Source organism: Paenarthrobacter sp. AB444, assembly GCF_028736865.1.
GTDB classification, from domain to species: domain Bacteria; phylum Actinomycetota; class Actinomycetes; order Actinomycetales; family Micrococcaceae; genus Arthrobacter; species Arthrobacter nicotinovorans_B.
The window spans coordinates 34,820-60,571 of the sequence record NZ_JAQZBY010000004.1 but is presented as its reverse complement, the minus strand read 5'-3'; the positions used below and the strand labels follow the sequence as shown (position 1 = coordinate 60,571).

Below are 25,752 nucleotides of genomic sequence, written 5' to 3'. Positions count from 1 at the left end.
TTGGCAGGCCTCGGTGGCGGCAAGCAAAAGGCCCGACAGCCATCCTGAACATCTTAGGACGCCGGCCGGGCCCTGCATCGCATTTGTGGGAGCTGGAAAGTGCTACTTCTTCAGCGCGGAGGAAACCGACTCCACGTTATCGGTCATCCATTGGATGTAGTCCTTGCCGTCGGGCAGGGTCTCAGTAAAGTTCACGACCGGCACTTGTGCAGACTCGGCGGCACGCTTGACGGTTTCCGTCTGGGGGCCTGCGGTCTGCTCGTTGTAGGCGAGGAAACGGACAGAACCGGCGCTGAGAAGGTCGGTGGTTTCCTTCATGACGGCGGGCGGAACGTCAGAGCCCTCTTCAACTGCGGCGCTGTAGGCCTCGGGCGTCTTGTTCTCCAGGCCTGCAGCTTCCAGGAGGTACAGCGGAACAGGCTCGGTGATCGCCACAGGTGCATGCTCGTTTGCTGCCTTCACGGCGTCCAGCTTGCCGGTCAGCTCCTTGAGCTTTGCCTTGAAGGCATCGGCGTTCCCGGTGAACGTTGAGGCCGATGCCGCGTCCAGGCTGCCGAGCTTGCTTGCCACGGCGTCGGCGACCTTGCCCATGACGTCGAGGTTGTACCAAACGTGCTCGTTGAAGTCGCCGTGGCTGTGGCTGTGGCCTTCTTCGGAGTGTGCATCTTCGCTGTGGCTTGCCTCTGCCGGAGCCAGCCCGGAAAGGTCCACTGCGCTGATCATGTTGTCGTGGCCGACCTTGGTTTCGTCGGCAATCTTGTGCAGGAACTCGTCATAGCCCCCACCGTTTTCCACCACGAGCTTGGCCTTGGAGATCACGAGTTTGTCTTGGGCACTGGCCTCATAGGAGTGCGGGTCCTGGCTTGTTTTGGTGATGATGGCGCTGACGTTCACCTTGTCACCGCCCACGGCCTTGACGATGTCGCCATACACATTGGTGGAAGTGACAACCTCGATGGCCCCGGAAGATGAGTGACTGTTGGCCCCGGCGTTACCGGCGCAGGAGGAAAGCAGGAGCGCTGCGATACCTGCGGAAGCGGCTACGGACAGGCGGGCGGCGGAACGACGCACGAAGACCTCGGATCTACTCAAAATGAGAATCAAACACAATTACTGGCAGAAACCAGTGTAGCCCTAAATAGGAATGATTCCTATTTAGGAGAAAGGGTGGGCATCGCTCCGGCAGCGCTGCCCACCCTTTAACCGCTATCCGTCGTCGAAACTAGGCTTCCTGTGCACCAAAGCGACGGATGCCTGTTGCCTGCGTTGCATCGCGGATCTCGCCGACCAGCTGTTCAATGACATCCTCAAGGAACAGGACACCTTGGGTGTCACCCCCCGCGCCGACGACCCGGGCCAGGTGCGAACCTGTGCGCTGCATAACGGACATGGCCCGCTCGATTTCATCGTCCGGAGACAGGTTGGCCAACGAACGGATGCGCCCTTCGGCAATGGGGTGCCGGCGGCCCTCGTCAGGGATGGACAGGATGTCCTTGACGTGGAGGTATCCGGCGAGTTCGCCGTCGTCGTCCACCATCGGGAAACGGGAGAAGCCGGTACGGCTGACTGCCTTCTCCAGGTCCACCGGCGTCGAGGCCGTCTTGAGTACCACCAGCTTGTCCAGCGGAACCATGATGTGGGAGGCCGTGTGCTCCGAGAACTCCAGTGCGCCGCTCAACAGGCCGGTCTCATCATCCACCAGGCCGTGCCGGGTGGACTCCTGGACGATCGACTGCACTTCCTCGAGCGTGAAGGAGGAAGAGACTTCGTCCTTCGGCTCGATTTTCATCAACCTCAGGATGTGGTTCGCCAGCCAGTTGAGGCTCCAAATGACCGGGTTGACTACACGGGCGATGAACATCAGCGGTGGCGCCAGCAGAAGGGCCGCCTTGTCCGCCACAGAAACCGAGATGTTCTTGGGGACCATCTCACCGAACGTGACGTGCAGGAACGTGACGAACAGCAACGCAATCACGAAGGCGGTGACGTCCGCCAACTCAACCGGCACGCCGACAAGTTCCAGCGGTTCGGCCAGGAGATGGTGGATGGCGGGCTCGGCAACCTGAAGGATCAGGAGGGAGCAGACGGTGATGCCCAATTGCGCGCAGGCCAGCATCAGAGACACATTTTCCATGGCGCGCAGGGTTGTCTGCGCGCGTTTGGAGCCGGCCTCGGCCAAGGGCTCGATCTGGCTGCGGCGCGCCGACATGACGGCGAATTCCGCACCCACGAAGAAGGCATTGCCGATCAGGAGGATGACAAGCCAGACAATTCCTGCCCAGTCACTCATACGGCACCTGCCTCGTGCTGGGTGGATCCGGCATCGCTTTGCCCGTCATCCCGGACAATGTGGTGGAAGCAGATCCGGTCGATCCTGCGACCGTCCATTCGGGTGACCGTCAGGGTCCCGTCCGGTGTTTCCACGACGTCGCCCACCTTGGCGATCCGGCCCAGCTGGCTCATGACGTAGCCGCCCACGGTTTCATAGGCGGACTCGTCCGGAACTGTGAGGTTCGGAATCTGCTCGGATACTTCGTCCGGCCGAAGCAGGCCCGGAAAGTACCAGTCGCCGGTGGCGCTTTGGAGCACCCCGGGGCGCACTTTGTCGTGCTCGTCCGCGACCTCTCCGACAATCTCTTCCACCAGGTCCTCAAGGGTGGCGATGCCGGCGGTGCCGCCATATTCATCAAGCACGACGGCGAGTTGCAGGTTGCCCTCACGCAGTTCAGAGAGCAGGGCGTCAAGGTGGATGGTCTCGGGGACCTGCAGGATATCGGTCATGATGGCACCTGCTTGGAGATTGGCACGACGATCCGCCGGAACGGCCACAGCCTTCTTTACGTGCACCACGCCGCGGATGTCATCGGTGGAATCGCCGATGATCGGAAACCGCGAATAGCCGGTGCGCCGTGCGGCGTCGAGGATGTCGGTCACAGGCTGGTCGGCGTCGATGGTTTCCATGCGGATGCGTGGCGTCATGACATCGGCTGCCGTACGCCCGGAGAAGTTCAGGGTCCGGGCCACGAAATTCGCCGTCCCCGCATCCAGCGTGCCAAGCTCCGCCGAACGACGAACCAACGATGCGAGCTCGGCCGGCGTACGTGCCCCCGAGATCTCCTCCTTGGCCTCAAGGCCGAACAGATTCAGGACCTTGTTGGAGAATCCGTTCAGCACGATGATGGCCGGCTTGAAGACGGCGGTAAACATCAGCTGCGGGCGCGCGAGCCGCTTCCCCAAAGGGAAGGCCAGGGCGATGGCCATGTTCTTGGGGACCAGTTCGCCAAGCAGCATCGACAGCAGGGTGGCGAAGGCCATTGCCACGATCAACGCGACAGAGTGGATGACCTCGCTGGGAAGACCCAGCAATCCGAGCGGACCCAGGAGCAGCTGGCCAACGGAGGGCTCCATCACGAAACCCGTCAAGAGCGTGGTCAGTGTGATGCCGAGCTGGCAGCTGGAGAGTTGGGTGGAGAGCGACTTGAGGCACTTCAGCAGGGGCGCCGCAGCGTGGTCGCCGTTATCGACAGCACGCTGGACACTTGCCTGGTCAAGGGCAACCAAGGAAAACTCAACTGCGACAAAGAAGCCGGTCCCGAAAATCAGGGCAAAACCGGCCAGGAGAAGAAACCATTCCACTTAGCGCATCCCTCCAAGGGCAGGCACGTGCAATGGGGTCAAGGCCTTCAGCGCGGGGTTTCTACCCGGCGGAGGCTGGTCGGGTGCTGCGGACGCATGGTCCGCGGCACCACCGGCAGTGAACGCCGGCGCATGATGGGCATGTGAACGGGTATTGCCGGCTCGACGGGCACGCTGTGCGGAGTTGCCAGGTTGGCTCCCCCGACAGTTCCCAGGCCGGCACCTAGATTTACTGTCCATAAGAACTTCAGTCTACAGTCCGCTTACTCGGGCCTGCCCATGAAACGATTTAATTCGCAACACGAAAAGCTGGTCCAACCCACTGAGTCGACAGCGACATGATTTAGGTCACCACTATTGGCAGTTAACCAACGATCCTAACTAGACTGTCAGGGGTCTGAGTTCGCGGGACCCGGACCCTGTCCCATCGTTGCGGAAAAGCAACTTTGGCCAGCGGGAAAACAACACTCATGGAAGAGGCGTATTTCAAGTGCCAGAGCAGCCCAGCCACCGTCTACCAGAGGAATTTGGCGGAAACGAGTGGCTCGTTGACGAACTGTACGAGCGGTACCAGCAGGACAAGAACTCGGTGGACACCAAGTGGTGGCCCCTCTTCGAATCCTTTGCTTCCGCTGACGGCACTTCTTCCAACGGAACCTCTGCAGCTCCAGCAGCTGCCAATCCCCCTACCCAAGTACTTCCCGTCGTAGCTCCGGCTGCAGCGGCTCCGGCACCGGCGCCGGCAGCCCCCGCAGCGGCACCGGCCGCCGCCCCTGCGGCTCCGGCAGCTCCCGCTCCGGCGAAGAAAGAACCTGCAACAGTTGCCCGGGACGGTGCAAAGAAGCCCGCCGCCGGCAGCACTGCGCAGCCAATCCCTGCCCAGCTGCCCAAGAGCAACAAGGCCCCCACTGCACCGGAAGAGGATGTCGTTTCCGTCCTCCGCGGTCCGGCCAAGGCCATCGCCACCAACATGGTGACCAGCCTGGAAGTTCCCACTGCTACCAGCGTCCGCGCCGTGCCGGCCAAGTTGCTCATCGACAACCGTGTTGTCATCAACTCGAACCTTGCCCGTGCCCGCGGTGGCAAGGTCTCCTTCACGCACCTCATCGGCTACGCCGTGGTCCGCGCGCTGTCCCAGTTCCCGTCGATGAACGTCTACTACGACGAGATCGACGGCAAGCCCAGCGCCGTGCAGCCCGCGCACGTCAACTTCGGCATCGCCATCGACATGCCCAAGCCCGATGGCACCCGCCTCCTGATGGTTCCGAACATCAAGAAGGCCGAAACCATGGACTTCGCCGAGTTCTGGCACACCTACGAGGACCTCATCAAGCGCGCCCGCAACGGCAAGCTGACCGCTGACGACCACGCAGGCACCACCGTCTCGCTGACGAACCCCGGCGGCATCGGTACCGTGCACTCGGTTCCACGCCTGTCCAAGGGCCAGGCCGCCATCATCGGCGTCGGCGCCCTTGACTACCCGGCAGAGTTCCAGGGCGCGAGCGAGAAGATCATCGCCCAGAACGCCATCAGCAAGATCCTCACGCTGACCTCCACCTACGACCACCGCGTCATCCAGGGTGCAGGCAGCGGCGAGTTCCTGAAGCTCGTCCACCAGCTGCTGCTCGGTGCGCAGAACTTCTACGACGAAATCTTCGAAGCCCTCCGCATTCCGTACGAGCCCGTTCGCTGGAGCCCGGACCTTCAGGTGGATCCGGCTGACGAGATCAACAAGGTTGCCCGCATCCAGCAGCTGATCCACTCCTACCGCGTGCGCGGCCACCTCATGGCGGACACCGATCCCCTGGAGTACGTCCAGCGCAAGCACCCGGACCTCGATGTCCTGACCTACGGCCTGACACTGTGGGACCTGGACCGCGAGTGGCCGACCGGCGGTTTCGGCGGCAAGCCGATGCTGAAGTTCCGTGACATCCTCGGCGTCCTGCGCGATGCTTACTGCCGCACCACCGGCATTGAGTACATGCACATCCAGGAGCCCGCAGAGCGCAAGTGGTTCCAGGACCAGCTGGAGCACCCCTACTCCAAGCCGAGCCGCGAAGAGCAGCTGCGGATCGTCTCCAAGCTCAACGCAGCCGAAGCTTTCGAGACCTTCCTGCAGACCAAGTTCGTGGGCCAGAAGCGCTTCTCGCTCGAAGGCGGCGAATCGTTGATCCCGCTGCTGGACGCCATCATCTCGGATGCGGCCGACGACGGACTCGACGAAGTCGCCATCGGCATGGCCCACCGTGGCCGCCTCAACGTGCTCACCAACATCGCGGGCAAGACCTACGCCCAGGTGTTCCGCGAGTTCGAAGGCACCCAGGACCCGCGCTCCGTCCAGGGCTCCGGTGACGTCAAGTACCACCTCGGCACCGAGGGAACCTTCACCTCGGACAACGGCAAGCAGACAAAGGTCTACCTGGCCGCCAACCCGTCGCACCTCGAAGCAGTGGACTCCGTCCTTGAGGGCATCGTCCGCGCCAAGCAGGACCGCCTCGACCAGGGCGAATCCTTCCCCGTGCTTCCGATCATGGTCCACGGTGACGCAGCCTTCGCCGGCCAGGGCGTAGTGGCGGAAACCCTGAACCTTTCCCAGCTGCGCGGCTACCGCACCGGTGGCACGATCCACGTGATCGTGAACAACCAGGTGGGCTTCACCACCGCACCGTCGTCCTCGCGTTCATCCACGTACTCCACGGACGTTGCCAAGATGATCCAGGCACCGGTCTTCCACGTGAACGGCGACGACCCCGAAGCCGTGGTGCGCATCGCGCAGCTCGCCTACGAGTTCCGCCAGCGGTTCCACAAGGACGTCGTCATCGACATGGTCTGCTACCGTCGCCGCGGCCACAACGAGGGCGACGACCCCTCGATGACCCAGCCGCTGATGTACAACCTCATCGAGGCGAAGCGTTCCGTTCGCAAGCTGTACACCGAATCCCTCATCGGCCGTGGCGACATCACCGAAGAGGAAGCCGAGCAGCTGCTCCGCGACTACCAGGAACGCCTGGAGCGGGTCTTCGCCGAGACCCACGCTGCGCAGACCTCCCCCATCCCGATCATCACTGCGGACTCTGCTGCGGTTTCGGACATCGAGCGCCCCATCGCCCAGCAGGCCGACTTCGGTACCAACTCACCCGCCTCCACGGCCATCTCCGCCGAGACCCTTGCCCGAATCGGCAAGGCCCACTTGGAGATTCCGGAAGGCTTCACCGTCCACTCCAAGCTCAAGCAGCTCCTGGAGAAGCGCGAGCAGATGTCCCGCGAAGGCGGCATTGACTGGGGCTTTGGCGAGATCGCGGCCTTTGGTTCCCTGATCATGGAAGGCGTACCCGTGCGCCTCGCTGGCCAGGACTCCCGCCGCGGTACCTTCGTCCAGCGCCACGCCGTCTTCCACGACCGCGCCAATGGCAATGAGTGGCTGCCCCTGGGCAACCTCTCCGACAACCAGGCAAAGCTGTGGATCTACGACTCCCTGCTCTCGGAATACGCGGCCATGGGCTTCGAATACGGATACTCCGTGGAGCGTCCTGACGCCCTGGTTCTCTGGGAAGCCCAATTCGGCGACTTCGTCAACGGCGCCCAGACGATCATCGATGAGTTCATCTCCTCGGCCGAACAGAAGTGGGGCCAGCGCTCCTCGCTGGTTTTGATGCTGCCTCACGGCTACGAAGGCCAGGGACCGGACCACTCCTCTGCCCGTATCGAGCGTTTCCTGCAGCTGTGTGCCGAAGACAACATGATCGTCGCCAACCCGACGACTGCTGCTTCGCACTTCCACCTGCTGCGCCGCCAGGCCTACAGCCGTCCGCGCAAGCCGCTGATCATCTTCACGCCCAAGCAGTTGCTGCGCCTCAAGGGTGCCGCATCCGCCGTCGAAGACTTCACCACGGGCGGCTTCAAGCCGGTTATCGGAGATCCGGAAGTCCAGCCGGCAAACGTGGACCGGGTCATCCTGGTCTCGGGCCGTTTGTACTACGACCTCCTGTCCAACCGCCAGAAGTCCGGCGATACCTCCACCGCCATCATCCGCGTGGAGCAGCTCTACCCGCTGCCCAAGGCTGAGATCGAGGCAGAGCTCGCCAAGTACCCCAACGCTGAGATCGTCTGGGCACAGGACGAGCCCGCCAACCAGGGTCCGTGGCCGTTCATGGGCCTGAACCTGGCACCGGAACTCGACCGCAAGCTGCGTCTGGTGTCGCGTCCGGCATCGGCTTCCACGGCCGCCGGTTCCATGAAGCGCCACGCCGCAGAACAGGATGCCCTGATCAAGCAGGCATTCGAGCGTAAGTAAAACGAAACTGCCCGGCCTGAGGAGCGATAAACACGCCTCAGGCCGGGCAGTTCTGTTTAATGGGACTGAACCCCGGTCCTGAAACCGGCTGATGATCCGGACATTGTGCAAGGACCGTAACGAGTGTGAAGAGGTAACCGTGGAAGACAGGAAGCTGCGCATCGCAGCTGTTGGAGATGAACTGCTTGCGGGTCTGGGGGATCCCCGCGCCCTGGGCTGGCTCGGCCGGGTCCTTGCCCGCACGCCCCAGGACTCCGTCGTGGTGGAAAGCTTTGCGCTCCCTTGTCCCATGGAAGGCACCGAGGGCCTGGCAGCGCGTTGGCAGGACGAGGCCGGCCGGCGCTTCAGCGACACCCATGAGAACCGTTTGGTGATAGGCCTGTCCGGACGGGACCTTGAGTTTGGTCTCTCCACGGCGCGCAGCCGCCTGAACCTGGCGAACATCCTTGACGGCGCTTCCCACAGCAGCGTCGAGGTTTTCGTCGTGGGTCCGCCGCCTACTCTTGACCCTGCACGCAACAAGCGGCTCGCTGAACTCAATACGGCGTTCGCGGACGTGACGACCCGCAGGAACCATCATTACGTTGACACCTTCTCCCCCTTGCTCAATCATGAGCAGTGGAGGACGGACCTCGCAGCCAATGGGGGAACACCGGGCCAGGCAGGCTACGGATTGATTGCGTGGCTGGTACTGCACCGGGGCTGGTTCCAGTGGCTTAACATCGCCCAACCGGAGTAGCCATGACGCGGAACGCGCAGCTTTCTGTAAGAGCATCGTTGGCAGCAGCAGTCCTCGCCGTCGTCCTCACCACAGTTTCCTGCAGTTCCCCTCCTCCTGCTCCTCCGGCAGGAACTTCCAGTGGCACCGCTTCGCCGTCGTCGGCAAGCGCTGCCCTGCAACCGTTCGACGCCGGAACGTTGCGCACGGAGTTCGAACGCGCCGCCAAAGAGGTCATGGTGCCCGGCGCCGTCGTCCTCTTGCAGACGCCGGATGGGAACCTCTCCTCGACCTACGGGACAGGGGTGCGCGGCTCCGATCGTCCGGTGTCGGCTGAAGACCACATCCGCGTCGGTTCTGTCACCAAGACCTGGACCACCACAGTGGTCCTCCAATTGGTCCAGGAGGGCAAGCTGGCCCTGACCGACCCGGTGTCCAAGTATCGTCGTGATGTCCCCAATGGTGACGCCATCACCCTTGAACAGATGATGACCATGCGGAGCGGCCTCTTCAACTACACCGAAACCCTTGAGCTCAACACGGCCTTGGACAACCAGCCGCAAAGGCAGTGGAAGCCCGAAGAACTCCTCGCGTTGGCCTTTGCCCATCCCCCGTATTTTGCCCCCGGACAAGGGTTCCACTACTCCAACACGAATACGGTGCTTCTGGGCCTGGTTGCCGAGAAGGTCGAGGGAAAGCCCCTGGGACAGTTGTTCAAGGAGCGCATCTTCGAGCCCCTTGGCTTGAAGGGCACGCTCTTCCCCGACATCTCGTCCAACAGCATCCCGGAACCGCACCCGAAGGGCTACTTTTATGGCGACAACGTACTGACAATGACCGATCCTGCCCTTCCCGGGGACATGCAGAAGGAAGCGGCATCGGGCGCACTGGCGCCCAACGACGTCACTGACGTGAACCCCTCCTGGGCATGGGCCGCCGGCTCGGGAATTTCCACCGCCGCCGATTTGAAAACCTTGGGCGAAGCTATGGTCAACGGAAAGCTTCTGGATGCCGAGCTGCAGAAAAAGCGCCTCGAGACCTTCTTCCCTACCAAACCAGACGACCCCAACGGCGCCTCCTATGGCCTGGGAATAGCGAAGTTCGGGAAGCTCTACGGCCATACGGGCGAGCTGCCGGGATTCAACACCTTCATGGGCAGCGACCCCAGTAACGGCGTCACGCTGATTGTCTGGACCAACCTGGCGCCGGCGGCCGACGGGCGGGATCCTGCCGTGGTGATCGCCCGCGGGCTCATCGGCAAGCTGTACCGCGCTTCATCCTGACCCGGAAACCCTTGCCTTCCGGGGAAACGCGATATATCGTGAATTTATCAACGCGATATATCGCAACTTGGAGGGATCATGTCAGAGGAACTTTGGACCGTGACGGGCCCGCAAACCATTGAAGTGGACAATGTCCGCTCCCTGAAGCTGGGCATCGTCAAAGGCCGCTTCGACATCGTGACGCACGACGAACCCTTTGTGCGCATCGAAATCAGCGAGATCACCGGCGACCCCCTGACGGTAACGCTGGTGGACGGCCGCCTGGAGGTACGGCATCAGCTGCAGGGCCCCCAAGGGTGGTTCCGCAACCTGATGGGGACCGTCAACAACACCAGTACCAACTCAGTGGTGGTCGGGATCGCGCTGCCACCCGGCGTCGACGTCGAAGCTGGAACGGTGAGCGGCGACGGCATGGTCTCCGGCACCGGCGGCCGTATCCGCCTCAACACGGTGTCAGGTTCGGTCATGGCGGACGGCACCAGCGGCGAACTGCATGTCAACACCGTCAGTGGCGAAGTGATCGCCAGGAACCACGACGGCGTCCTGACCGCCAAAAGCGTTTCCGGTGAGGTCACGGCGTCGGGAACCTTCACGAACGTCCGCGCCAGTACGGTCAGCGGCGACCTCAGCTTCGATCTCCAGGACTACACGAACGACCTTGGAGCCAATTCAGTCTCGGGCGACCTGACCATCAGGCTCCCCCACGATGTGGGGCTGGACATCGTGGCGAAGTCGGCAAGCGGAACTGTGGTGATCGATGACCAGCTGTACGCTCAACCCGGAAGCAATGTGCACACCATCGTGGGACCGGATGAGCGGCTCATGCTTGTCCGCACGAATACGGTGTCCGGCAAAACGTACATCATCCATGGATCGGCACCAGCAGCGGGCAACAGCCCGCACTCGCCAGGGGAAGCGGGCCTCTGATGCCTCCCGTGTTCGCCCATGGTGCCCTGCGGCTTTACTTGCTTGCGCTGTTGGAGTCAGGCCCCAAGCACGGCTATGAGCTGATCAAAGCCCTCGGCGATCGCTTCGGAGGGACGTACTCCCCCAGTGCAGGAACCATCTATCCCCGCCTGGGAAAGTTGGAAGAGGAAGGACTCGTTGCCACAGAGGCCGAAGGCCGCCGCACCAAGTACTCCATCACCGCCGCCGGACGCGCTGAATTGGACAGCCGCAGGGAAGAACTGGCGGATGTGGAAGACACCATCTCGGCTTCGGTCAGGCGGCTGGCGGACAACCTGCGGGCCGATATCCGCAGCAACATGCGCGGCCTCCGTGCCGATCTGGCCGCGACAGCCGAAGCAGCCCGCGCCAGCGCCGCGTCCGCCACGTCCAGGAGCCGTACGGCGGGCCACACACCCGAGGGCCAGCGGATGCTGAAGGAAGCCGAATTGATGGTGCAGGCCTTCCGGGACGATATCCGCGTGGAGTTGCGACAACACGGAGCATCCCAGCCCCTGACCCCTGTGGCATTGGAGACCGTGCGCGCAGTGCTGGACCAGGCACGTATCTCCATCCGGAACTCACTGAACAGCTGACCGGTTCGCGGCGCGGCACCCTGATGTGCGAAACTGGAGGGCAGCTCTATTGAGTATCAATCATTGAAGGAGGCCAGCTATGAGCAAGCGTGCACGTAAGCGTCGTGACCGTAAGCGCGGCGGCGCGAACCACGGCAAGCGTCCCAACACCTAAGCCAGCGGCTTAGCGTCAAGGCTTAAGAGCGACGGCCCCGGAAACCATGCGGTTTCCGGGGCCCTTGGCGTTAAGCCCCCTAACGCGGGGCTGCTTTCGAACCAGCGCCTGGATCAGGCATCAACAGGCTTGATGGAATGAATCCTGTCCAGAATGGAGTTCTTGAGGTTCTCAGGCGCAGATTCGGTGCACGAGCGCTTGACCATAGTGCGGATAAGGCACTCAAGGTCATACTGTTCGGCACACTCTTCACACGTGTCCAGGTGCTGCTTGATCTCCGTGAGGTCCTCGCGGGTCAACGCACCGTCGAGGTACTCATAGATCCGCTGCATTCGCGTATCGTCGCAATCGCCCAATCCCTGGCAGTCGCTCATTTCTCTTTCTCCTGATTGTTGCTTCCGGCCGCGGCCTGATCTTCGGTGTGGGCCTTGAAGCCCCTGTCGGCGGCGTAGTCCGCCAGCATGTCCCGGAGCATCTTCCTGCCACGGTGCAACCGCGACATGACAGTGCCGATCGGGGTATTCATAATCTCCGAGATTTGCTTGTAGGCATATCCCTCGACGTCAGCGAAGTAAACAGCCAGCCTGAACTCCTCAGGAATGGCTTGCAACGCGTTCTTGACGTCGGAATCCGGCAGATGGTCAAGCGCCTCAGCTTCCGCTGATCGCAGGCCTGCCGATGTATGCGATTCGGCCTTGGCCAGCTGCCAATCCTCGATCGTGTCCGAATTGGACTGCAACGGCTCACGCTGCCGCTTCCGATAGAGGTTGATGTAGGTGTTGGTCAGGATCCGGTAAAGCCAGGCCTTGAGGTTGGTGCCGGGCTTGTACTGGTGAAACGCCGAAAATGCCTTGGTGTAGGCCTCCTGGACGAGGTCCTCCGCGTCCGATGGGTTCCGCGCCATCCGCATGGCGGCCGAATACAGCTGGTCCACGTACTGCATGGCGTCGCGTTCAAAACGTTCGCGCCGCTGCTCAGGGCTTTCCGCTGCGACATCGACGGCGGCCTGTTCCGAACCGTTGTCGTCGTCCGTCGCTTCGGCTGCTTCGTACATGGCCGCTGCGGCCGGTTCAATGGTGCTCATCGTTGCCAAGTCTACTGTCAGCTTGGGAGAATCCGGCTGCACCCCATACCCGGCCTCGGGCAGAACCATGCGGTCCTTCACCAAAGTCAAAAAACCAACTCCGTTCAGCGAGCGGCAACAACGTGCCGCAGTCCGGTCTTCACCGCACCTGAAACTCACAACGGTCGCTGCTGGGTAAATATTCCGCAAAGGTGCAAGACTAGAACCCGACTGCACCCCGTGAACACAACAATCATCGAACAGTGTGGCAAGCCACCCAGGAGGCACACCATGTCTTTTATCCGTTTTCTCGCACGGCCCATGCTTGCGTCCAGCTTCGTCGTGGCAGGCCTGGACAAGCTCAAGAACGCTGACGACACCGCGAAGCAGCTCTCCCCTGTCCTGCGACGTGCCTCGGAATCACTGCCCTTCAGAACCGACGAGAAGACTCTCGCCCGTGTTCTTGGCGGTGCGCAGCTCGGCGCAGGCGTCCTGCTCGGCCTCGGCAAGCTTTCCCGTTTCGCTGCCACGGTCCTGGCGTTGACATCGGCCCTGAACTCCTACGTCGAATGGCGCTCAGCGGACATCAGCACCAAAGAGGCCCGCAGCGCACGGAAAGCCCAGCTCCTGAAGAACATCTCGCTGACCGGCGGCGTGCTCCTGGCATCGGTGGACACTGAAGGGCGGCCGAGCATTGCCTGGCGCGCAGAGCACCTGGCAGCCGATGCCCGCAAGGTGACCGGCAAGCAGATCAAGAAGGCAGATAAAGCGGTGCGCAAGGCCGTAGACAACGCAGTTGGAGCATAAGGAAGCATGACAGGAACCACCTCCGCCAATACCGCAACAGGCAAAGCCGCCGACCTTCCGCTGTGGCCGGCCCCTTATGCCAAAGGGCCGGTCAATGCCACGGTGACTGTCCCCGGTTCAAAATCGCTGACCAACCGGTTCCTCGTGTTGGCAGCTTTGGCGGATGGTCCCTCGCGCCTCCGGGCTCCCCTGCATTCGCGCGATTCTGCGCTGATGATCCAGGCCCTTCGGCAGTTGGGGGCTACGGTCACAGAGGTTCCCGGTGACGGCGACTACGGACCCGACCTGGAAATCACTCCCCTGGATCCCACAGCCTCCAGCGCGGAAACCGCCATCGACTGCGGTTTGGCCGGGACCGTCATGAGGTTCGTGCCGCCGCTGGCTGCCCTGCGCAGCGGAGCTACCATTTTCGACGGCGACCCACATGCCCGCAACCGTCCGATGGGCACCATCATCGAGGCATTGATTGCTTTGGGAGTGCCGGTGGCAGCGGAAGGCGGCAGGACGCCGTCGGCCCTTCCCTTCACGGTGGAAGGCACCGGCGAGGTGCGGGGCGGGCACCTCGTCATCGATGCCAGCGCCTCCTCCCAATTTGTCTCCGCCTTGTTGTTGGTCGGTGCGCGCTTTACGGAGGGACTCCACCTGGAGCATGTGGGCAAACCCGTTCCCAGCCTCGACCACATCACCATGACCGTTGAGGTTCTGCGGAGTGTTGGGGTGACCGTGGATGACTCGGTACCCAACCACTGGCGTGTCTCCCCCGGCACCATCAGGGCTTTCGACCAGCGAATCGAGCAGGACCTGTCCAATGCCGGCCCGTTCCTGGCTGCCGCGCTGGCAACAGGCGGCACAGTCCGCGTCCCGAACTGGCCGGCAGGCACCACCCAGGTGGGCGACATGTGGCGCACCATCCTTGCAGCCATGGGGGCCACGGTCAGCCTGCACGAGGGAACCCTGACGGTGACCGGCGGAGCATCCATCCACGGCGCCGACTTCGACGAAACCAGCGAGCTGGCACCCACGGTCGCCGCCTTGTGCGCACTTGCAGACGGCCCCTCGCGGTTGACGGGCATCGCCCACTTGCGCGGACATGAAACGGATCGCCTCGCCGCGTTGGTTGCCGAGATCAACCGGCTTGGCGGCAACGCCGAAGAGACCGCTGATGGCCTGGTAATACGCCCCGCGGCCCTTCATGGCGGGGTGGTCCACAGCTACGCCGATCACCGGATGGCCACTGCCGGGGCGATCCTCGGACTTGCCGTCGAAGGCGTTCAGGTGGAGGACATAGCCACCACGTCCAAAACCATGCCCGAGTTCCCCGACATGTGGACGCGGATGCTCGAATCCGCCACCCCGGACGGGGACAGCAACTGACCATGGGGCGCGACGCACGTTCATGGGATGAATCCGACGTCCGGATCCGGCCGAACAAAAAGGGAACCAGGCCCAGGACAAAGGACCGCCCGAGCCACGACGACGCCGTCATCGGGCGCATCATCACCGTTGACCGCGGACGCTACCGGGCGATCGTGGATGAGGACACTGCCAATGAGCGCGTCGTCATCGCCGCCCGCGCCCGTGAGCTTCGGCGGAACCCCGTTGTTCCGGGCGACTTCGTGGCATTGGTAGGCGATGTCTCCGGATCACCCGACACACTGGCACGCCTGGTCCGGGTGGAGGAACGCAGGACGCTGCTTCGCCGCAGCGCGGACGACACAGATCCGATTGAACGCGTAGTGGTCGCCAACGCCGACCAGCTCGTGGTGGTGGTTGCGGCCGCCAATCCGGAACCGCGCACCGGATTCATCGACCGCGCCCTCGTGGCAGCATACGACGCCGGTATTGAGCCCCTGCTGCTGATCACCAAGGCCGACGTCAAGGATCCCACGGAGTTGCTGGCGAACTATCTCAGCCTCGACTTTCCCGTGATCATCAGCCGTACTGCCGACTCCGAGGCCAGCGGCATCGATGCCCGCTCAGATGACGGCTTGTCAGCGCGGTTGGACCGGGATGCCGTCTCCCAGCTCCGGTCCTACCTGGGTGGGAAAGTGACTGTCATGCTGGGCCACTCCGGCGTGGGTAAGTCCACCATGGTCAACGCCTTGACCGGCGCTGAGCGTGCCACTGGTGGCGTGAACGCCGTAACCGGCCGCGGCCGGCACACGTCGTCATCGGCTCTCGCCCTCAAGTTGGCCGATGCACCGTCCGGAAGTTGGATCATTGACACTCCCGGCATCCGTTCGTTCGGCCTGGCCCATGTGGATCCTGACCGGATACTGCATTCGTTCCCGGATTTGGAGCCCGGCACTGAGACGTGCGACCGTGGCTGCAAGCATGACGCAACCGCTGTGAACTGCGGATTGGATGCGTGGGTCAACGACGGCCATGCCGGGCCCTCCGGTGTAGCGCGCCTGGCATCCCTGCGGCGGCTCCTGGGCGCGGACCCCCGCCTGGAAGCCAAGGAAGCCAAAGAACTGGGCACCGTTAACTGACGGATATGCCTTAACGTCCCCACCGCCGCGCGCGTTTCAGGATAGTTTGGTGGCATGACCCAACCCGCTTCCACCTACAACGACGACCTGCGCCTGGCCCATGTCCTCGCCGATTCCGTCGATGCCCAGACCATGGATCGCTTCAAGGCCCTGGACCTGCAGATCGAGACCAAGCCCGACCTCACTCCCGTCACGGATGCGGACAAGGCCGCTGAGGAAGCCATCCGCGGTCAATTGTCGCGCTCACGTCCTCGTGACGCCGTCCTGGGGGAAGAGTTCGGCAGCAGCGGGCATGGCTCGCGACGGTGGATCATCGATCCCATTGACGGCACAAAGAACTTTGTCCGGGGCGTTCCTGTGTGGGCAACCCTGATCGCCCTCGTCGACGAAGGGGAACCCGTTGTAGGCGTCGTCAGCGCTCCCGCCTTGGGCAAACGCTGGTGGGCAGCCAAGGACATGGGCGCCTACATGGGCCGGTCCCTGGCATCGGCAACCCGCCTGAAGGTCTCCAACGTTTCCCGCCTGGCCGACGCCTCCATGTCCTACTCGAGCCTGTCCGGCTGGAAAGAACGTGGAAACCTCGACGAGTTCCTGGGGCTCACCGAGGACCTCTGGCGCACCCGCGCCTACGGTGACTTCTGGTCCTACTGCATGGTGGCCGAAGGCGCGGTGGACATCGCATGCGAACCTGAATTGAACCTCTACGACATGGCAGCCCTGGTTCCGATTGTCACTGAAGCCGGTGGTCGCTTTACCTCCCTGGAAGGGGAAGACGGCCCGTTCGGCGGCAATGCGCTTGCCACAAACTCCATCCTGCATTCGGAAGTCCTGAAGCGCCTTAACCCCGGACTGGATGATCTCCTGCAGCCTCCGGCCTGAGTCCTGGAACATAGAGATCCATCGAATTTTCGACGGCGGTTGCCCCGGTTTTGGGGCGACCGCCGTCTTTTATTCGCAGGAACCCTGACTTTTCAATCCCGCGTAACAAACGGCTTAACAAAACTCCGCGGCTTTGGACCCTTCCGCGGACGTGCCTTAGCCTTTTTTACAGGTCACGAGTGCCAGCGCTAAACCCCGGTTAGCTGGCCGGCAACCCTCCATTCGCGGTGGGGTGCCCCGGGTGACGACCCGGCCGGTCCGGAACGGATGCGGCAAGCGCGGATCCCCTGAGGGGTCCCTCTTGAGTGAGGTCCCATGAGCACTGCCACGTTCAACTCAAACATCGTTTCTTCCTTCATCGAAGACTCCCCCACAGCTGCCGCAGCCCGTCCGCTTGCCGCCGTCACCGGCGCGGAACTGCAGGCTCCATTGATCCAGGGCGGCCACGTCCGCTACGCCAACCTTGACTATGGCGCATCAGCTCCGGCACTCACGGTTGTTTCCGCCTACCTCAACGAGGTCCTGCCCTACTACGCCAGCGTCCACCGCGGGGCCGGATTCGCCTCGCAGATCAGTACATCCGTGTACGAGAACTCGCGGAACATCGTCCGTGAGTTTGTTGGCGGCCGTGCCGATGACTCCGTGATCTTCACCCGGAACACAACGGACTCACTGAACCTGCTGGCTGGCTGCCTGCCCCACCTCAATGGCCAGTTCGCTGGCGAGGTCCTGTACCTGGACATTGAGCATCACGCGAACCTCCTGCCCTGGCAGGGCGTCCCGCACCGCAGCGTCGTTGCGGAGTCCACCTTGGCCGGCACCGTCGAGAAGATTGAAGCCGAACTGGCCCAGGGCGGTATCAGCCTGCTCGCAGTAACCGGCGCCTCGAACGTTACCGGTGAGATCCTGCCGATTGCCCGGCTGGCCTCCCTCGCGCACCAGTACGGCGCAAGGATCGTCGTGGATGCCGCACAGCTCGCTCCGCACCGCCGCGTCAACATCGCAGAGGCGGACGTGGACTACATCGTATTTTCCGGACACAAGCTCTATGCTCCGTTCGGCGCAGGAGTCATTGTGGGCCGCGCGGACTGGCTCGACGCCGGCGTCCCCCACCTGGCAGGTGGCGGTGCTGTCCGCGAAGCCCGCCTGGATTCGGTCAGCTGGGCCACAGGTCCGGCACGGCACGAGGGCGGCTCCCCCAACGTTCTCGGAGCGGCGACACTCGCCCGAGCCACCCAGGTCCTGGCTGGCCTGGACGAGGACGCCTGGCACGCCCACGAAGCCAGCATCCGCAGCTACCTCGTTGAGGGCCTGGAAGCCATCGACGGCGTAACGGTCCACCGGATCTTCAGCGACTCCGAGGACACCATCGGCGTGGTCAACTTCTCCGTCGAAGGATTCGACGCCGGGCTGGTCGCCGCGTATCTGGCCGCCGAGCACGGAGTGGGTCTCCGCGATGGCCGTTTCTGCGCGCACCCTTTGCTCAAGCGCCTGGGCCTGCCGTCGGGATCCCTGCGGGCAAGCTTCGGCGTCGGCTCCCGGTTGGAGGACGCCACGAGGTTGCTCGCCGGCATCCAGGAACTCAAGCGCAACGGCTTGGGCTGGGACTACGTCGTTGACGAAGGCCGCTGGGTTCCCGCCAACGACCACCGCACTTACCCCGAGTGGGCGCCCAACACCCCGGGAACCGCAGGGGCAGCTCCTTGCACTGTGGACTAAAGGGTCACGGTCGGCCGGAAGGCACGGCTGACCAAGCGGGAACCCCGGACCGAGGGTAAATTCGTAGGGTACCTTTTTGGCTATCCCGTGAAGGAGTCCCGCGTGTCCCTGCGCACACCCGAAGGCACTCCCGGCATACCCGGCCCCGCCGGCCCCCGTGGGCCGAAGCTCCATGCCTCCCGTCGGCACGAGCTAGGCAGGAGCTTCCAGGACGGCGGCGAGCATTACGACCGTGTGCGGCCCGGATATCCGCAGGACTCCGTGGATTGGCTCGTACCCGAAGGGTCAACAACCGCGGCAGATCTCGGCGCAGGTACGGGCAAGTTCACTGCCCTTTTGGCCGGACGCGGACTTGAGGTTGCCGCCGTCGATCCTTCCACCGATATGTTGGAGCAACTGCGCAAGGCGTATCCCGATGTTCATGCAGCGGAGGGAACGGCCGAGGCAACAGGGCTGGCGGACTCAGCATTCGACGTCGTCAGCGTTGCCCAGGCCTGGCACTGGTGCGAACCGCTCAAAGCGAGCACGGAAATCGCACGAATCCTCCGCCCCCACGGCGTCTTGGGCCTGATCTGGAACCAGTTGGACACTTCGGTTCCCTGGGTCCACCGACTTTCGCGCATCATGCATGCCGGGGATGTCCACAAACCGGGATTCCGGCCAGTTATCGGCCCGGAATTCCAGGGGTTGGAACGCCACCTCACTGAGTGGGAGGATCCGTTGTCACCGGAAGACATCATGGAGCTGACCAAGTCGCGGAGCTATTATCTGCGCGCCAACGAAGCCACACGGGCCAAAGTCATGGGCAACCTGCAGTGGTACCTTTACGAGCACCTCGGCCATGCCCCCGGCGAGACGGTGCAGCTGCCTTACCTGACGCAGACCTGGCGGGCATATAAAGTCCATGATGCCTTGCCACGGTAGGCTTGGAGTGTGAAGACCAGTACGCCCTCCTCCTCGATCGAGGACTACGTCAAGGTCATTTACTCCTATACGGAGTGGCAGGACAAGCCGATCACGTCCTCGCAGCTCGCCCTGCGCCTTGGCGTCGCCAACTCCTCGGTGTCCGAAATGGTGCGCAAGCTCAAGGACCAGGGCCTGGTTGACCACCAACCCTACAGCGCCATCCGTCTGACTCCGGAGGGCATGCGCCTTGCCCTTTCCATGGTCCGAAGGCACCGCCTCATCGAAACCTATTTGGTGGAAGAGCTCGGCTATAGCTGGGACGAAGTCCATGACGAGGCCGAGATGCTGGAGCATGCGGTGTCCGATACCTTCATCGAACGCATGGCCGCGAAACTCGGCCATCCCGAACGCGACCCGCATGGTGATCCCATCCCCGCGGCTGACGGCACCGTGGAGCTGCCGCATGCCTACCGAATGAACGAGCTCGACCAAGGTCACTCGGGCCGCATCACCCGCATCAGCGACGACAACCCGGATCTCCTGAGGTATCTGGCTGCTGAGGATATTCCGCTGGACGCTCCCGTGGAGGTCTTGGGACGCAAGCCCTTTGGCGGGGCTTTGGTGGTCAGGATCGGAAGCGGCCAGAACGGACGCGAATTTGATCTTGCCGATGAAGTCGCCTCTGCTTTATGGGTTCAGAGCGCAGGCCCCCATCCAGGCTGCGTGCTTCCAGCCCGCTGACGTCAGCGGCACCAATGGTCAGCTGCGCTGCCCGGCTGCACCGCCGTCGTCGGACGCTGCACCAGGTTCACTGTCAGCGGCGGCTGCCGCCGGGGCTGAGGGGTTGCGGATCCCGACGGCGGACGCGACGGCCCCGGCCAGGAACAGAACCGCTGTTGCCACCAAAGCGTTGTAAAGCCCTTGCCTGGTGAACACCGGCCCCACGATCACGCCCGCGAAGGCGATGGAGATCAAGCCCGCGATGCGGGCGACGGCGTTGTTGACCGCCGATCCGATCCCGGCTTCGCTCTGCGGTACGGCTCCAAGGATGGCTGCCGTCAGCGGTGCAACCAGCGTCGCCAGCCCAATGCCGAAGACGATCTGGCCTGGCAGCACCTGCGTCCAGTAGTTGAGGGGCTCCTGCACCGACAGCGACATCAGGAAGCCCACACCGCACAGCAGCGGTCCGGCCGTCATGAACCAGCGGGGACCGTATTTGCCGGCAAGACCGCCGAAGTACGACGCTCCGACCATCAGAATGACTGTTCCCGGCAGCAAGGCAACACCAGCTACCGTGGCGCCCAGTCCGCCGACCTGTTGCAGATAGATTCCCATGACGAAGAAACCCAGCGAGATCCCGGCGTAAATGGCCAGCGTTGCCAGGTTCCCCCAGCCGAAATTCCTAATGGCGAACAGCTCCAGCGGGAGCATGGGATCCGCGGTGCGGCCTTCATGGAGCAAGAACAGGACCATCGCCAGCACACCCAGTGCCAGGGGCACCCACACTTGGGGGCTGCCCCACCCCAGGCGACCCTGTTCAATGAACGCGAAGACCGGTCCGCCCAGGCCGACCATGGCCAGGAATGCGCCAAGGTAGTCGATCCGCTTGGTCCTGTCCCGGGCAGCGTCTGATGAACGAAGACCCGCGAGCACCGGCCAGATGGCCACTGCCGGAACCACATTGATGAAGAAGATGACACGCCAGGACAGAAGGTCCACGGCGGCGCCACCGATCAGGGGAGCAACGATTGCCGCTGCGCCGGTCCACCCCGACCATTGGCCTATGGCCTTCGACTGTGCGGGGCCGGAGAACGAGGTAATGATCATCGCCAACGAACTTGGCACCAGAAGTGCGCCCGCAATCCCTTGCAGGGCCCTCGAAACCACCAGGATTTCGCCGGACCACGCCAAACCGCAGAGCATGGATGTCACAGCAAAGCCTGCCAGGCCCCACTCAAGGATCCGTGCCCTGCCGAAATGGTCGGACAAGGAACCCGCCACCAGGATCAGCGCCCCCAGCGTCAGCAGATAGGCGTCAACTAGCCACTGCTGGATCACTAGGCCGCCACCCAGTTCCCTGCCGATGGCCGGCAGTGCGAGATTCACCACAAAACCGTCCAGGATGGCAATGAAGGACGCAACGATCGCCACCACGAGAACCCGTTTTTGCAGAGGGGTACTCGGGGGCAAGGCAGGAGCGTCAGTCATGAGCACAGCCTACGCCCGCCACGTCCCGTATCGTTGAATGGTGATCAGCAGACGTGATGCCGCCTTGGCCCTTGATATTCCGATGGAAATGGCCCAGCGCCACGGCATTCCCTCCCGCCTCTCCGAGGCCGATCTTCGTCAGCTGCAGGACAATCCTCCGGCCTGGCTGGTGCAGTCACGCGCCAACCGAACCGGAAAGCGGCCCATCTGGGTCCACCTCAGCTGCACGGTGTGCGGTTACACCGAGGCTGTCCGCCCCAAGAAGTGGTGGCCTGACTTTTCTTTCGTCTACTGCCGAACCCACAGGAACAACGAGCTGCCCAAGCTTTTCCTTGGTGAAGTCCGGAGTGAGTACGACGGCGTGGGCAGCCGCTTTGTCGGGGTCGTGGACGTGCCGGAGGACAAGGCCTGAGCTGCCGTCACTGCTGACTCATTTCCGAAGGGAAAGCCGTCAGCTGAACGGTCTTGCCATCCCGGAGCACTGTCAACGGGAAAGGTTGCCCGATGGCTCCCTCAAAGAGCAGCTTCTGGAGGCTTTCCGCGCTGGACACTGCCCGGCCCTGCGCCCGGAGCACGAGGTCGCCCGGCAGCAACCCGGACTTCTCGGCAGGTGAATTGGCAATGACCTCCACCACCCGCAAGCCTTCCTTTTGGCCTGTCCTCACCACGGCGCTGGCGTCGAGCGGGATAGGAGTGCTCACCAGTCCCAGATAGGCCCGGCGGACGCGGCCGTCCCGCAAGAGCGAGCCGATGATGCGTTGGGTTGTCGCATTGATGGGCACGGCCAGGCCGAGTCCCAAGCCCGCGACAGCGGTGTTTATCCCCACGATCCGGCCCTTGGTGTCCGCCAACGCACCTCCCGAGTTCCCGGGGTTGAGGGCCGCGTCGGTTTGGATGACGTCCTCGATGACCCTCCTGTGCTCGCCAGCCCGGACGGGAATGGACCTTCCCAAGCCGCTCACTACGCCGGCGGTCACTGACCCGGCGAGTCCCAACGGATTCCCGACTGCAATCACCAGTTGGCCCACGCGCAGGGTGTCGGCATCGCCCAGCAGGGCCGGTGGAGGGGTGGACTTGAGGCCACGTACAACGGCAAGGTCGGACAAGGGATCCGCCCCCACAAGTTCAACATCCGTCTGCTTGCCGTCAGCGAAAACAGCCCTGCCGGATTGGAGTCCGGCAACAACGTGGGCGTTGGTGAGCATGTACCCGTCCGCGGTGAAGACCACTGCGGAGCCGCTGCCGACGCGGACCTGGCCCCGGCGCCCCGTACTCATCATTTCGATGGCGGCAACATGGGGCGTTACGGACTCCGCCACCCTGATCACCACCCGCGAGTAGTCGTCGAGGGCCTGCCCCTCGTCCGGTTCCTCCATTGCGAAATCCGGCTCGATGCTCATCCTGTGCCTCCCGCTGACTGACCAGCGCTGCCTGCCGTCACACCCGGCGAAGCGCCTATCCACTTCAACGGACGACGCCGCGCCGGTAGTCCTGTGCGTGCTACGCCGTGGGTGAACGCCTGGATCGCGGCACTTGGCCCGGAGCACAACAAAGCCCCTGGACCGCGAGGATCCAGGGGCTTTGCCAAGGGTGGAGATGGGGGGAATTGAACCCCCGTCCGATGTCGTGTTGTCAGGGCTTCTCCGGGCGCAGTTCGCGTCGGATTTTCTCGGCCCCAGCCATCCTGCGAACAGGTGGCTGATCCGGGCCCAGTCATCTAAAAGTCCCGTTTACCTCAATGACGAAGGCAAACAGCAGTGGCTATCTAAATGACGCCAGGAACCGGGGCGATAGCAACCCCGGGCTGACGGACTGTCTTACTGCTTAGGCAGCGAGAGCGAAGTCAGTGCGCTTAGATTCGGCACTTATTGGTTTGCAGACAGCGTTTACGAGATAATTCTGCATCCTCGGCCCGCTTCACCTGTCGCGACTAACATCGTCGAAACCGATCATCCCCGTATTTTGTTACCAAACCCGGCAAGAACCATGTAGGTCCCTGTCGGACTACCAATCATAACGCATTCAGCCGGCTTGTCATTCCCACTGGCGCCGTGCTTCTTTTTAGCGCCGGTTGCGCTCACGCAGCTCTCGCAGGGATTCGCGCTTGTCCTGCTGCTCACGCAGCGTCTGCCGCTTGTCGTAGTCCTTCTTACCTCGGGCGATGGCGATTTCCACCTTGGCCCGTCCGTCCAGGAAGTACAGCTGGAGGGGCACGACAGTAAAGCCCGACTCACGGATCTTGTGCGAGATCTTGTTCAGTTCCTCGCGGTGCAGCAGGAGCTTGCGACGACGGCGGGCGGCGTGGTTGGTCCAGCTCCCCTGGTTGTATTCGGGAATGTGGATGCCTTCCATCCACAGCTCATCGTTGTAGAAGGTGCAGAAGCCATCGACCATGGAGGCATGGCCTTCACGGAGGGATTTCACCTCCGTACCCATCAACGCGATGCCGGCCTCGTAGGTATCGAGGACATGGTAGTTATGCCGGGCCTTCCGATTGGTGGCCACTACCTTACGGCCACTTTCCTTGGGCACGGTAGAACTCCTTAGTAGATGCGGATTTGAACCAGTGTACGCCAGCGGAGGCGCATTTTCGGACCTTAAAGGAGGGTCATGGGATCCACCGCTGTGCCATTGAGCCACGTCTCGAAGTGCGCGTGGCAGCCTGTGGAGTTACCGGTGCTCCCGGAATAGGCAATGAGCTGGCCCTGCGCAACCCTCTGTCCGTTCGCCACCACGATGCTGCTGTTGTGGTAGTAGATGGTGGTCAGCGAGTTTCCCTGCACGACGCCGTGGGACAGCTTAACGCGCCACCCACCTCCATCGGCCGAGTTCCATCCTGAATTGAAGACCTCGCCCGCCGCCGCGGCGTAGACAGGCGTTCCACAGGCGGCACCGAAGTCGATGCCTGTGTGCATGTAACCGCCGGTGCCGTAGAAATCGATGGTTCCTGGCGGCGTCGCACGCCATCCGAAGCCGGAGGTAATGGGAACGTAACTGGCGAAAGGATGACGCAGGCCAAAGGCCGACGGCGACCCGGCAGCAGGCGGGACGTACGGCGTTTCGGGAGGGGCCGGCCGGCCGGCGGCAGCGGCTGCTGCTGCGGCGGCGGCTTCTGCTTCCGCGGCGAGGCGGCGCTGTTCTGCTTCCCATGCTTCGCGCAGCTTCCGGTCACGCTCCACAATCTCCGCAGCAACAGAGTCCTGCTCTGCCTTGACACGCGCAAGGTTTGCTTCAATCCCGGGCTTTGCTGCCTGCAGCTGTCCATTCAGGCGCGTCGTGTCCTCGATCAGCTTGTCGACTTCGGCCTTTTTACTGGCGGCCTCGTCCCTCGCCGATTTTTCCCGTTCAAGCGCGGCGTCAGCCTTGGCCTTCAGGTCCTGGATTTCTTCCTCGACTGCCACGAGTCTCGCTTGCGAGTTCACGTTGGTGGCATTTTGCTGGGTCAGCTTGGTCATGGCCGCGTTTTGGCTCCGCATGGCCTGATCTGCCAGATCCATGGACTCGGTCAGATTTCCGGATTCGCTGGAGCCGAACAACAGGGCAACGTTGGTGGGGACGCCACCGGACTTGTAGGCCTGGGAAGCGATCTGTCCGATCAGTTTCTTGGTATCGCTGATCTTTTGCTTGTCGTTTTCCAACTGCTCTGTGATTTTGGCCTTGTTCTGCTGGGCCAGCTCGACGCGGGCGGCCAGGGCTTCGACTTCCTTGACGGCGCTTGCAACGCGACCCTGCGCCTCGAGCAGCGCTTGCTGGGCGCCCGGAAGGCGGCCCTGGTAGATCACGAGGTCTCCTGCGGCTTTGGCTATGTTGGCGTCGACAAACTCCAAGGACGCCTGCACCCGTGCTGCCTCCGCTTCCAGTGCGGCTTGCTGGTCATCCAGGTTGTCGGCATGGGCTGTCGGCGTTCCGGACAGCAGACTGACGGCAAGCCCGACGGCGAGGACGGCACCCAGCATCCGTGCCTGGCCCGAGGCAATGCGCCTCCGCAGGGAAATGGGGTCCAACGTGGTCATCAGGAGTCCTTTTCGATTGCAGCAGTGGAAAGTCCGGAG

Annotated in this window: 23 protein-coding genes, 1 other RNA gene and 1 riboswitch; of the genes, 14 read left to right on the top strand and 10 right to left on the bottom strand. The window is 62.9% G+C overall.

The window, feature by feature from the left end:
* Positions 1 to 102: 102 nt before the first annotated feature.
* The 3 genes from PQ627_RS06810 to PQ627_RS06800 all read right to left on the bottom strand — a co-directional run bounded on the left by PQ627_RS06810 (position 103) and on the right by PQ627_RS06800 (position 3,636).
* Complete coding sequence (locus PQ627_RS06810; protein WP_274259480.1) at positions 103 to 1,104, bottom strand: metal ABC transporter solute-binding protein, Zn/Mn family; 1,002 nt, start codon at positions 1,102 to 1,104, stop codon at positions 103 to 105.
* A gap of 118 nt (positions 1,105 to 1,222) precedes the next feature.
* On the bottom strand, positions 1,223 to 2,290 hold the full coding sequence (locus tag PQ627_RS06805) for a hemolysin family protein (RefSeq protein ID WP_274259478.1): 1,068 nt from the start codon (positions 2,288 to 2,290) through the stop codon (positions 1,223 to 1,225).
* Entirely contained in the window at positions 2,287 to 3,636 is a 1,350-nt protein-coding gene (locus tag PQ627_RS06800) for a hemolysin family protein (RefSeq protein WP_274259476.1), read from the bottom strand. Before PQ627_RS06800 ends, PQ627_RS06805 begins: the two co-directional genes overlap by 4 nt.
* Before the next feature lie 490 nt (positions 3,637 to 4,126).
* Here PQ627_RS06800 and PQ627_RS06795 point away from each other — a divergent pair, with 490 nt between their 5' ends.
* The 6 genes from PQ627_RS06795 to PQ627_RS20005 all read left to right on the top strand — a co-directional run bounded on the left by PQ627_RS06795 (position 4,127) and on the right by PQ627_RS20005 (position 11,626).
* Entirely contained in the window at positions 4,127 to 7,930 is a 3,804-nt protein-coding gene (locus PQ627_RS06795; RefSeq protein WP_274259475.1) for a multifunctional oxoglutarate decarboxylase/oxoglutarate dehydrogenase thiamine pyrophosphate-binding subunit/dihydrolipoyllysine-residue succinyltransferase subunit, read from the top strand.
* 91 nt (positions 7,931 to 8,021) lie between these two features.
* Positions 8,022 to 8,669 (top strand): GDSL-type esterase/lipase family protein, encoded by a 648-nt coding sequence (locus PQ627_RS06790; RefSeq protein ID WP_144659834.1) that lies wholly within the window; start codon positions 8,022 to 8,024, stop codon positions 8,667 to 8,669.
* A gap of 2 nt (positions 8,670 to 8,671) precedes the next feature.
* Positions 8,672 to 9,931, top strand: a complete 1,260-nt coding sequence (locus PQ627_RS06785) for a serine hydrolase domain-containing protein (RefSeq protein WP_443192745.1) — start codon at positions 8,672 to 8,674, stop codon at positions 9,929 to 9,931.
* A 78-nt stretch (positions 9,932 to 10,009) separates the two neighbouring features.
* Positions 10,010 to 10,858, top strand: coding sequence for a DUF4097 family beta strand repeat-containing protein (locus tag PQ627_RS06780; RefSeq protein WP_274259473.1), 849 nt, complete (start codon positions 10,010 to 10,012; stop codon positions 10,856 to 10,858).
* A complete protein-coding gene (locus tag PQ627_RS06775) occupies positions 10,858 to 11,472 on the top strand; it encodes a PadR family transcriptional regulator (RefSeq protein ID WP_274259472.1) in 615 nt (204 codons plus the stop codon). The genes PQ627_RS06780 and PQ627_RS06775 overlap by 1 nt, the downstream gene beginning before the upstream one ends.
* A gap of 79 nt (positions 11,473 to 11,551) precedes the next feature.
* A complete protein-coding gene (locus PQ627_RS20005) occupies positions 11,552 to 11,626 on the top strand; it encodes a 50S ribosomal protein bL37 (RefSeq protein WP_369299106.1) in 75 nt (24 codons plus the stop codon).
* A gap of 113 nt (positions 11,627 to 11,739) precedes the next feature.
* Here the strand turns inward: PQ627_RS20005 and rsrA are convergent, their stop codons facing one another.
* A complete protein-coding gene (rsrA, locus tag PQ627_RS06770; protein ID WP_018776387.1) occupies positions 11,740 to 12,000 on the bottom strand; it encodes a mycothiol system anti-sigma-R factor in 261 nt (86 codons plus the stop codon).
* Complete coding sequence (locus tag PQ627_RS06765; RefSeq protein ID WP_144659829.1) at positions 11,997 to 12,800, bottom strand: sigma-70 family RNA polymerase sigma factor; 804 nt, start codon at positions 12,798 to 12,800, stop codon at positions 11,997 to 11,999. The genes rsrA and PQ627_RS06765 overlap by 4 nt, the downstream gene beginning before the upstream one ends.
* Before the next feature lie 180 nt (positions 12,801 to 12,980).
* Here PQ627_RS06765 and PQ627_RS06760 point away from each other — a divergent pair, with 180 nt between their 5' ends.
* The 7 genes from PQ627_RS06760 to PQ627_RS06730 all read left to right on the top strand — a co-directional run bounded on the left by PQ627_RS06760 (position 12,981) and on the right by PQ627_RS06730 (position 20,233).
* On the top strand, positions 12,981 to 13,496 hold the full coding sequence (locus PQ627_RS06760) for a DoxX family membrane protein (protein ID WP_144659828.1): 516 nt from the start codon (positions 12,981 to 12,983) through the stop codon (positions 13,494 to 13,496).
* Positions 13,497 to 13,502: 6 nt separating this feature from the next.
* Entirely contained in the window at positions 13,503 to 14,870 is a 1,368-nt protein-coding gene (gene aroA / locus PQ627_RS06755) for a 3-phosphoshikimate 1-carboxyvinyltransferase (RefSeq protein WP_274259470.1), read from the top strand.
* Positions 14,871 to 14,872: 2 nt separating this feature from the next.
* Positions 14,873 to 15,988, top strand: coding sequence for a ribosome small subunit-dependent GTPase A (gene rsgA, locus PQ627_RS06750; protein WP_144659827.1), 1,116 nt, complete (start codon positions 14,873 to 14,875; stop codon positions 15,986 to 15,988).
* 54 nt (positions 15,989 to 16,042) lie between these two features.
* Positions 16,043 to 16,867 (top strand): histidinol-phosphatase, encoded by an 825-nt coding sequence (gene hisN / locus PQ627_RS06745; RefSeq protein WP_144659826.1) that lies wholly within the window; start codon positions 16,043 to 16,045, stop codon positions 16,865 to 16,867.
* A 171-nt stretch (positions 16,868 to 17,038) separates the two neighbouring features.
* Positions 17,039 to 17,152, top strand: a riboswitch (SAM riboswitch).
* A gap of 30 nt (positions 17,153 to 17,182) precedes the next feature.
* Positions 17,183 to 18,586: an aminotransferase class V-fold PLP-dependent enzyme gene (locus PQ627_RS06740; protein WP_274259469.1), complete on the top strand. Its 1,404-nt coding sequence runs from the start codon at positions 17,183 to 17,185 to the stop codon at positions 18,584 to 18,586.
* A 102-nt stretch (positions 18,587 to 18,688) separates the two neighbouring features.
* Positions 18,689 to 19,510, top strand: a complete 822-nt coding sequence (locus PQ627_RS06735; protein ID WP_274259468.1) for a class I SAM-dependent methyltransferase — start codon at positions 18,689 to 18,691, stop codon at positions 19,508 to 19,510.
* Between the two features lie 9 nt (positions 19,511 to 19,519).
* Complete coding sequence (locus tag PQ627_RS06730; RefSeq protein ID WP_274259467.1) at positions 19,520 to 20,233, top strand: metal-dependent transcriptional regulator; 714 nt, start codon at positions 19,520 to 19,522, stop codon at positions 20,231 to 20,233.
* Between the two features lie 18 nt (positions 20,234 to 20,251).
* Here the strand turns inward: PQ627_RS06730 and PQ627_RS06725 are convergent, their stop codons facing one another.
* A complete protein-coding gene (locus PQ627_RS06725) occupies positions 20,252 to 21,706 on the bottom strand; it encodes an MFS transporter (protein ID WP_274259466.1) in 1,455 nt (484 codons plus the stop codon).
* Between the two features lie 31 nt (positions 21,707 to 21,737).
* Here PQ627_RS06725 and PQ627_RS06720 point away from each other — a divergent pair, with 31 nt between their 5' ends.
* Positions 21,738 to 22,112, top strand: coding sequence for a hypothetical protein (locus PQ627_RS06720; RefSeq protein ID WP_274259465.1), 375 nt, complete (start codon positions 21,738 to 21,740; stop codon positions 22,110 to 22,112).
* A gap of 7 nt (positions 22,113 to 22,119) precedes the next feature.
* Here PQ627_RS06720 and PQ627_RS06715 read toward each other — a convergent pair whose 3' ends face one another.
* The 4 genes from PQ627_RS06715 to PQ627_RS06700 all read right to left on the bottom strand — a co-directional run bounded on the left by PQ627_RS06715 (position 22,120) and on the right by PQ627_RS06700 (position 25,713).
* A complete protein-coding gene (locus PQ627_RS06715) occupies positions 22,120 to 23,100 on the bottom strand; it encodes a S1C family serine protease (RefSeq protein WP_144659821.1) in 981 nt (326 codons plus the stop codon).
* 188 nt (positions 23,101 to 23,288) lie between these two features.
* Positions 23,289 to 23,657, bottom strand: a transfer-messenger RNA (tmRNA) gene (gene ssrA / locus PQ627_RS06710).
* Positions 23,658 to 23,761: 104 nt separating this feature from the next.
* Positions 23,762 to 24,232 (bottom strand): SsrA-binding protein SmpB, encoded by a 471-nt coding sequence (gene smpB / locus PQ627_RS06705; protein WP_144659820.1) that lies wholly within the window; start codon positions 24,230 to 24,232, stop codon positions 23,762 to 23,764.
* A 65-nt stretch (positions 24,233 to 24,297) separates the two neighbouring features.
* Positions 24,298 to 25,713, bottom strand: a complete 1,416-nt coding sequence (locus PQ627_RS06700; protein WP_274259464.1) for a M23 family metallopeptidase — start codon at positions 25,711 to 25,713, stop codon at positions 24,298 to 24,300.
* Positions 25,714 to 25,752 lie beyond the last annotated feature (39 nt).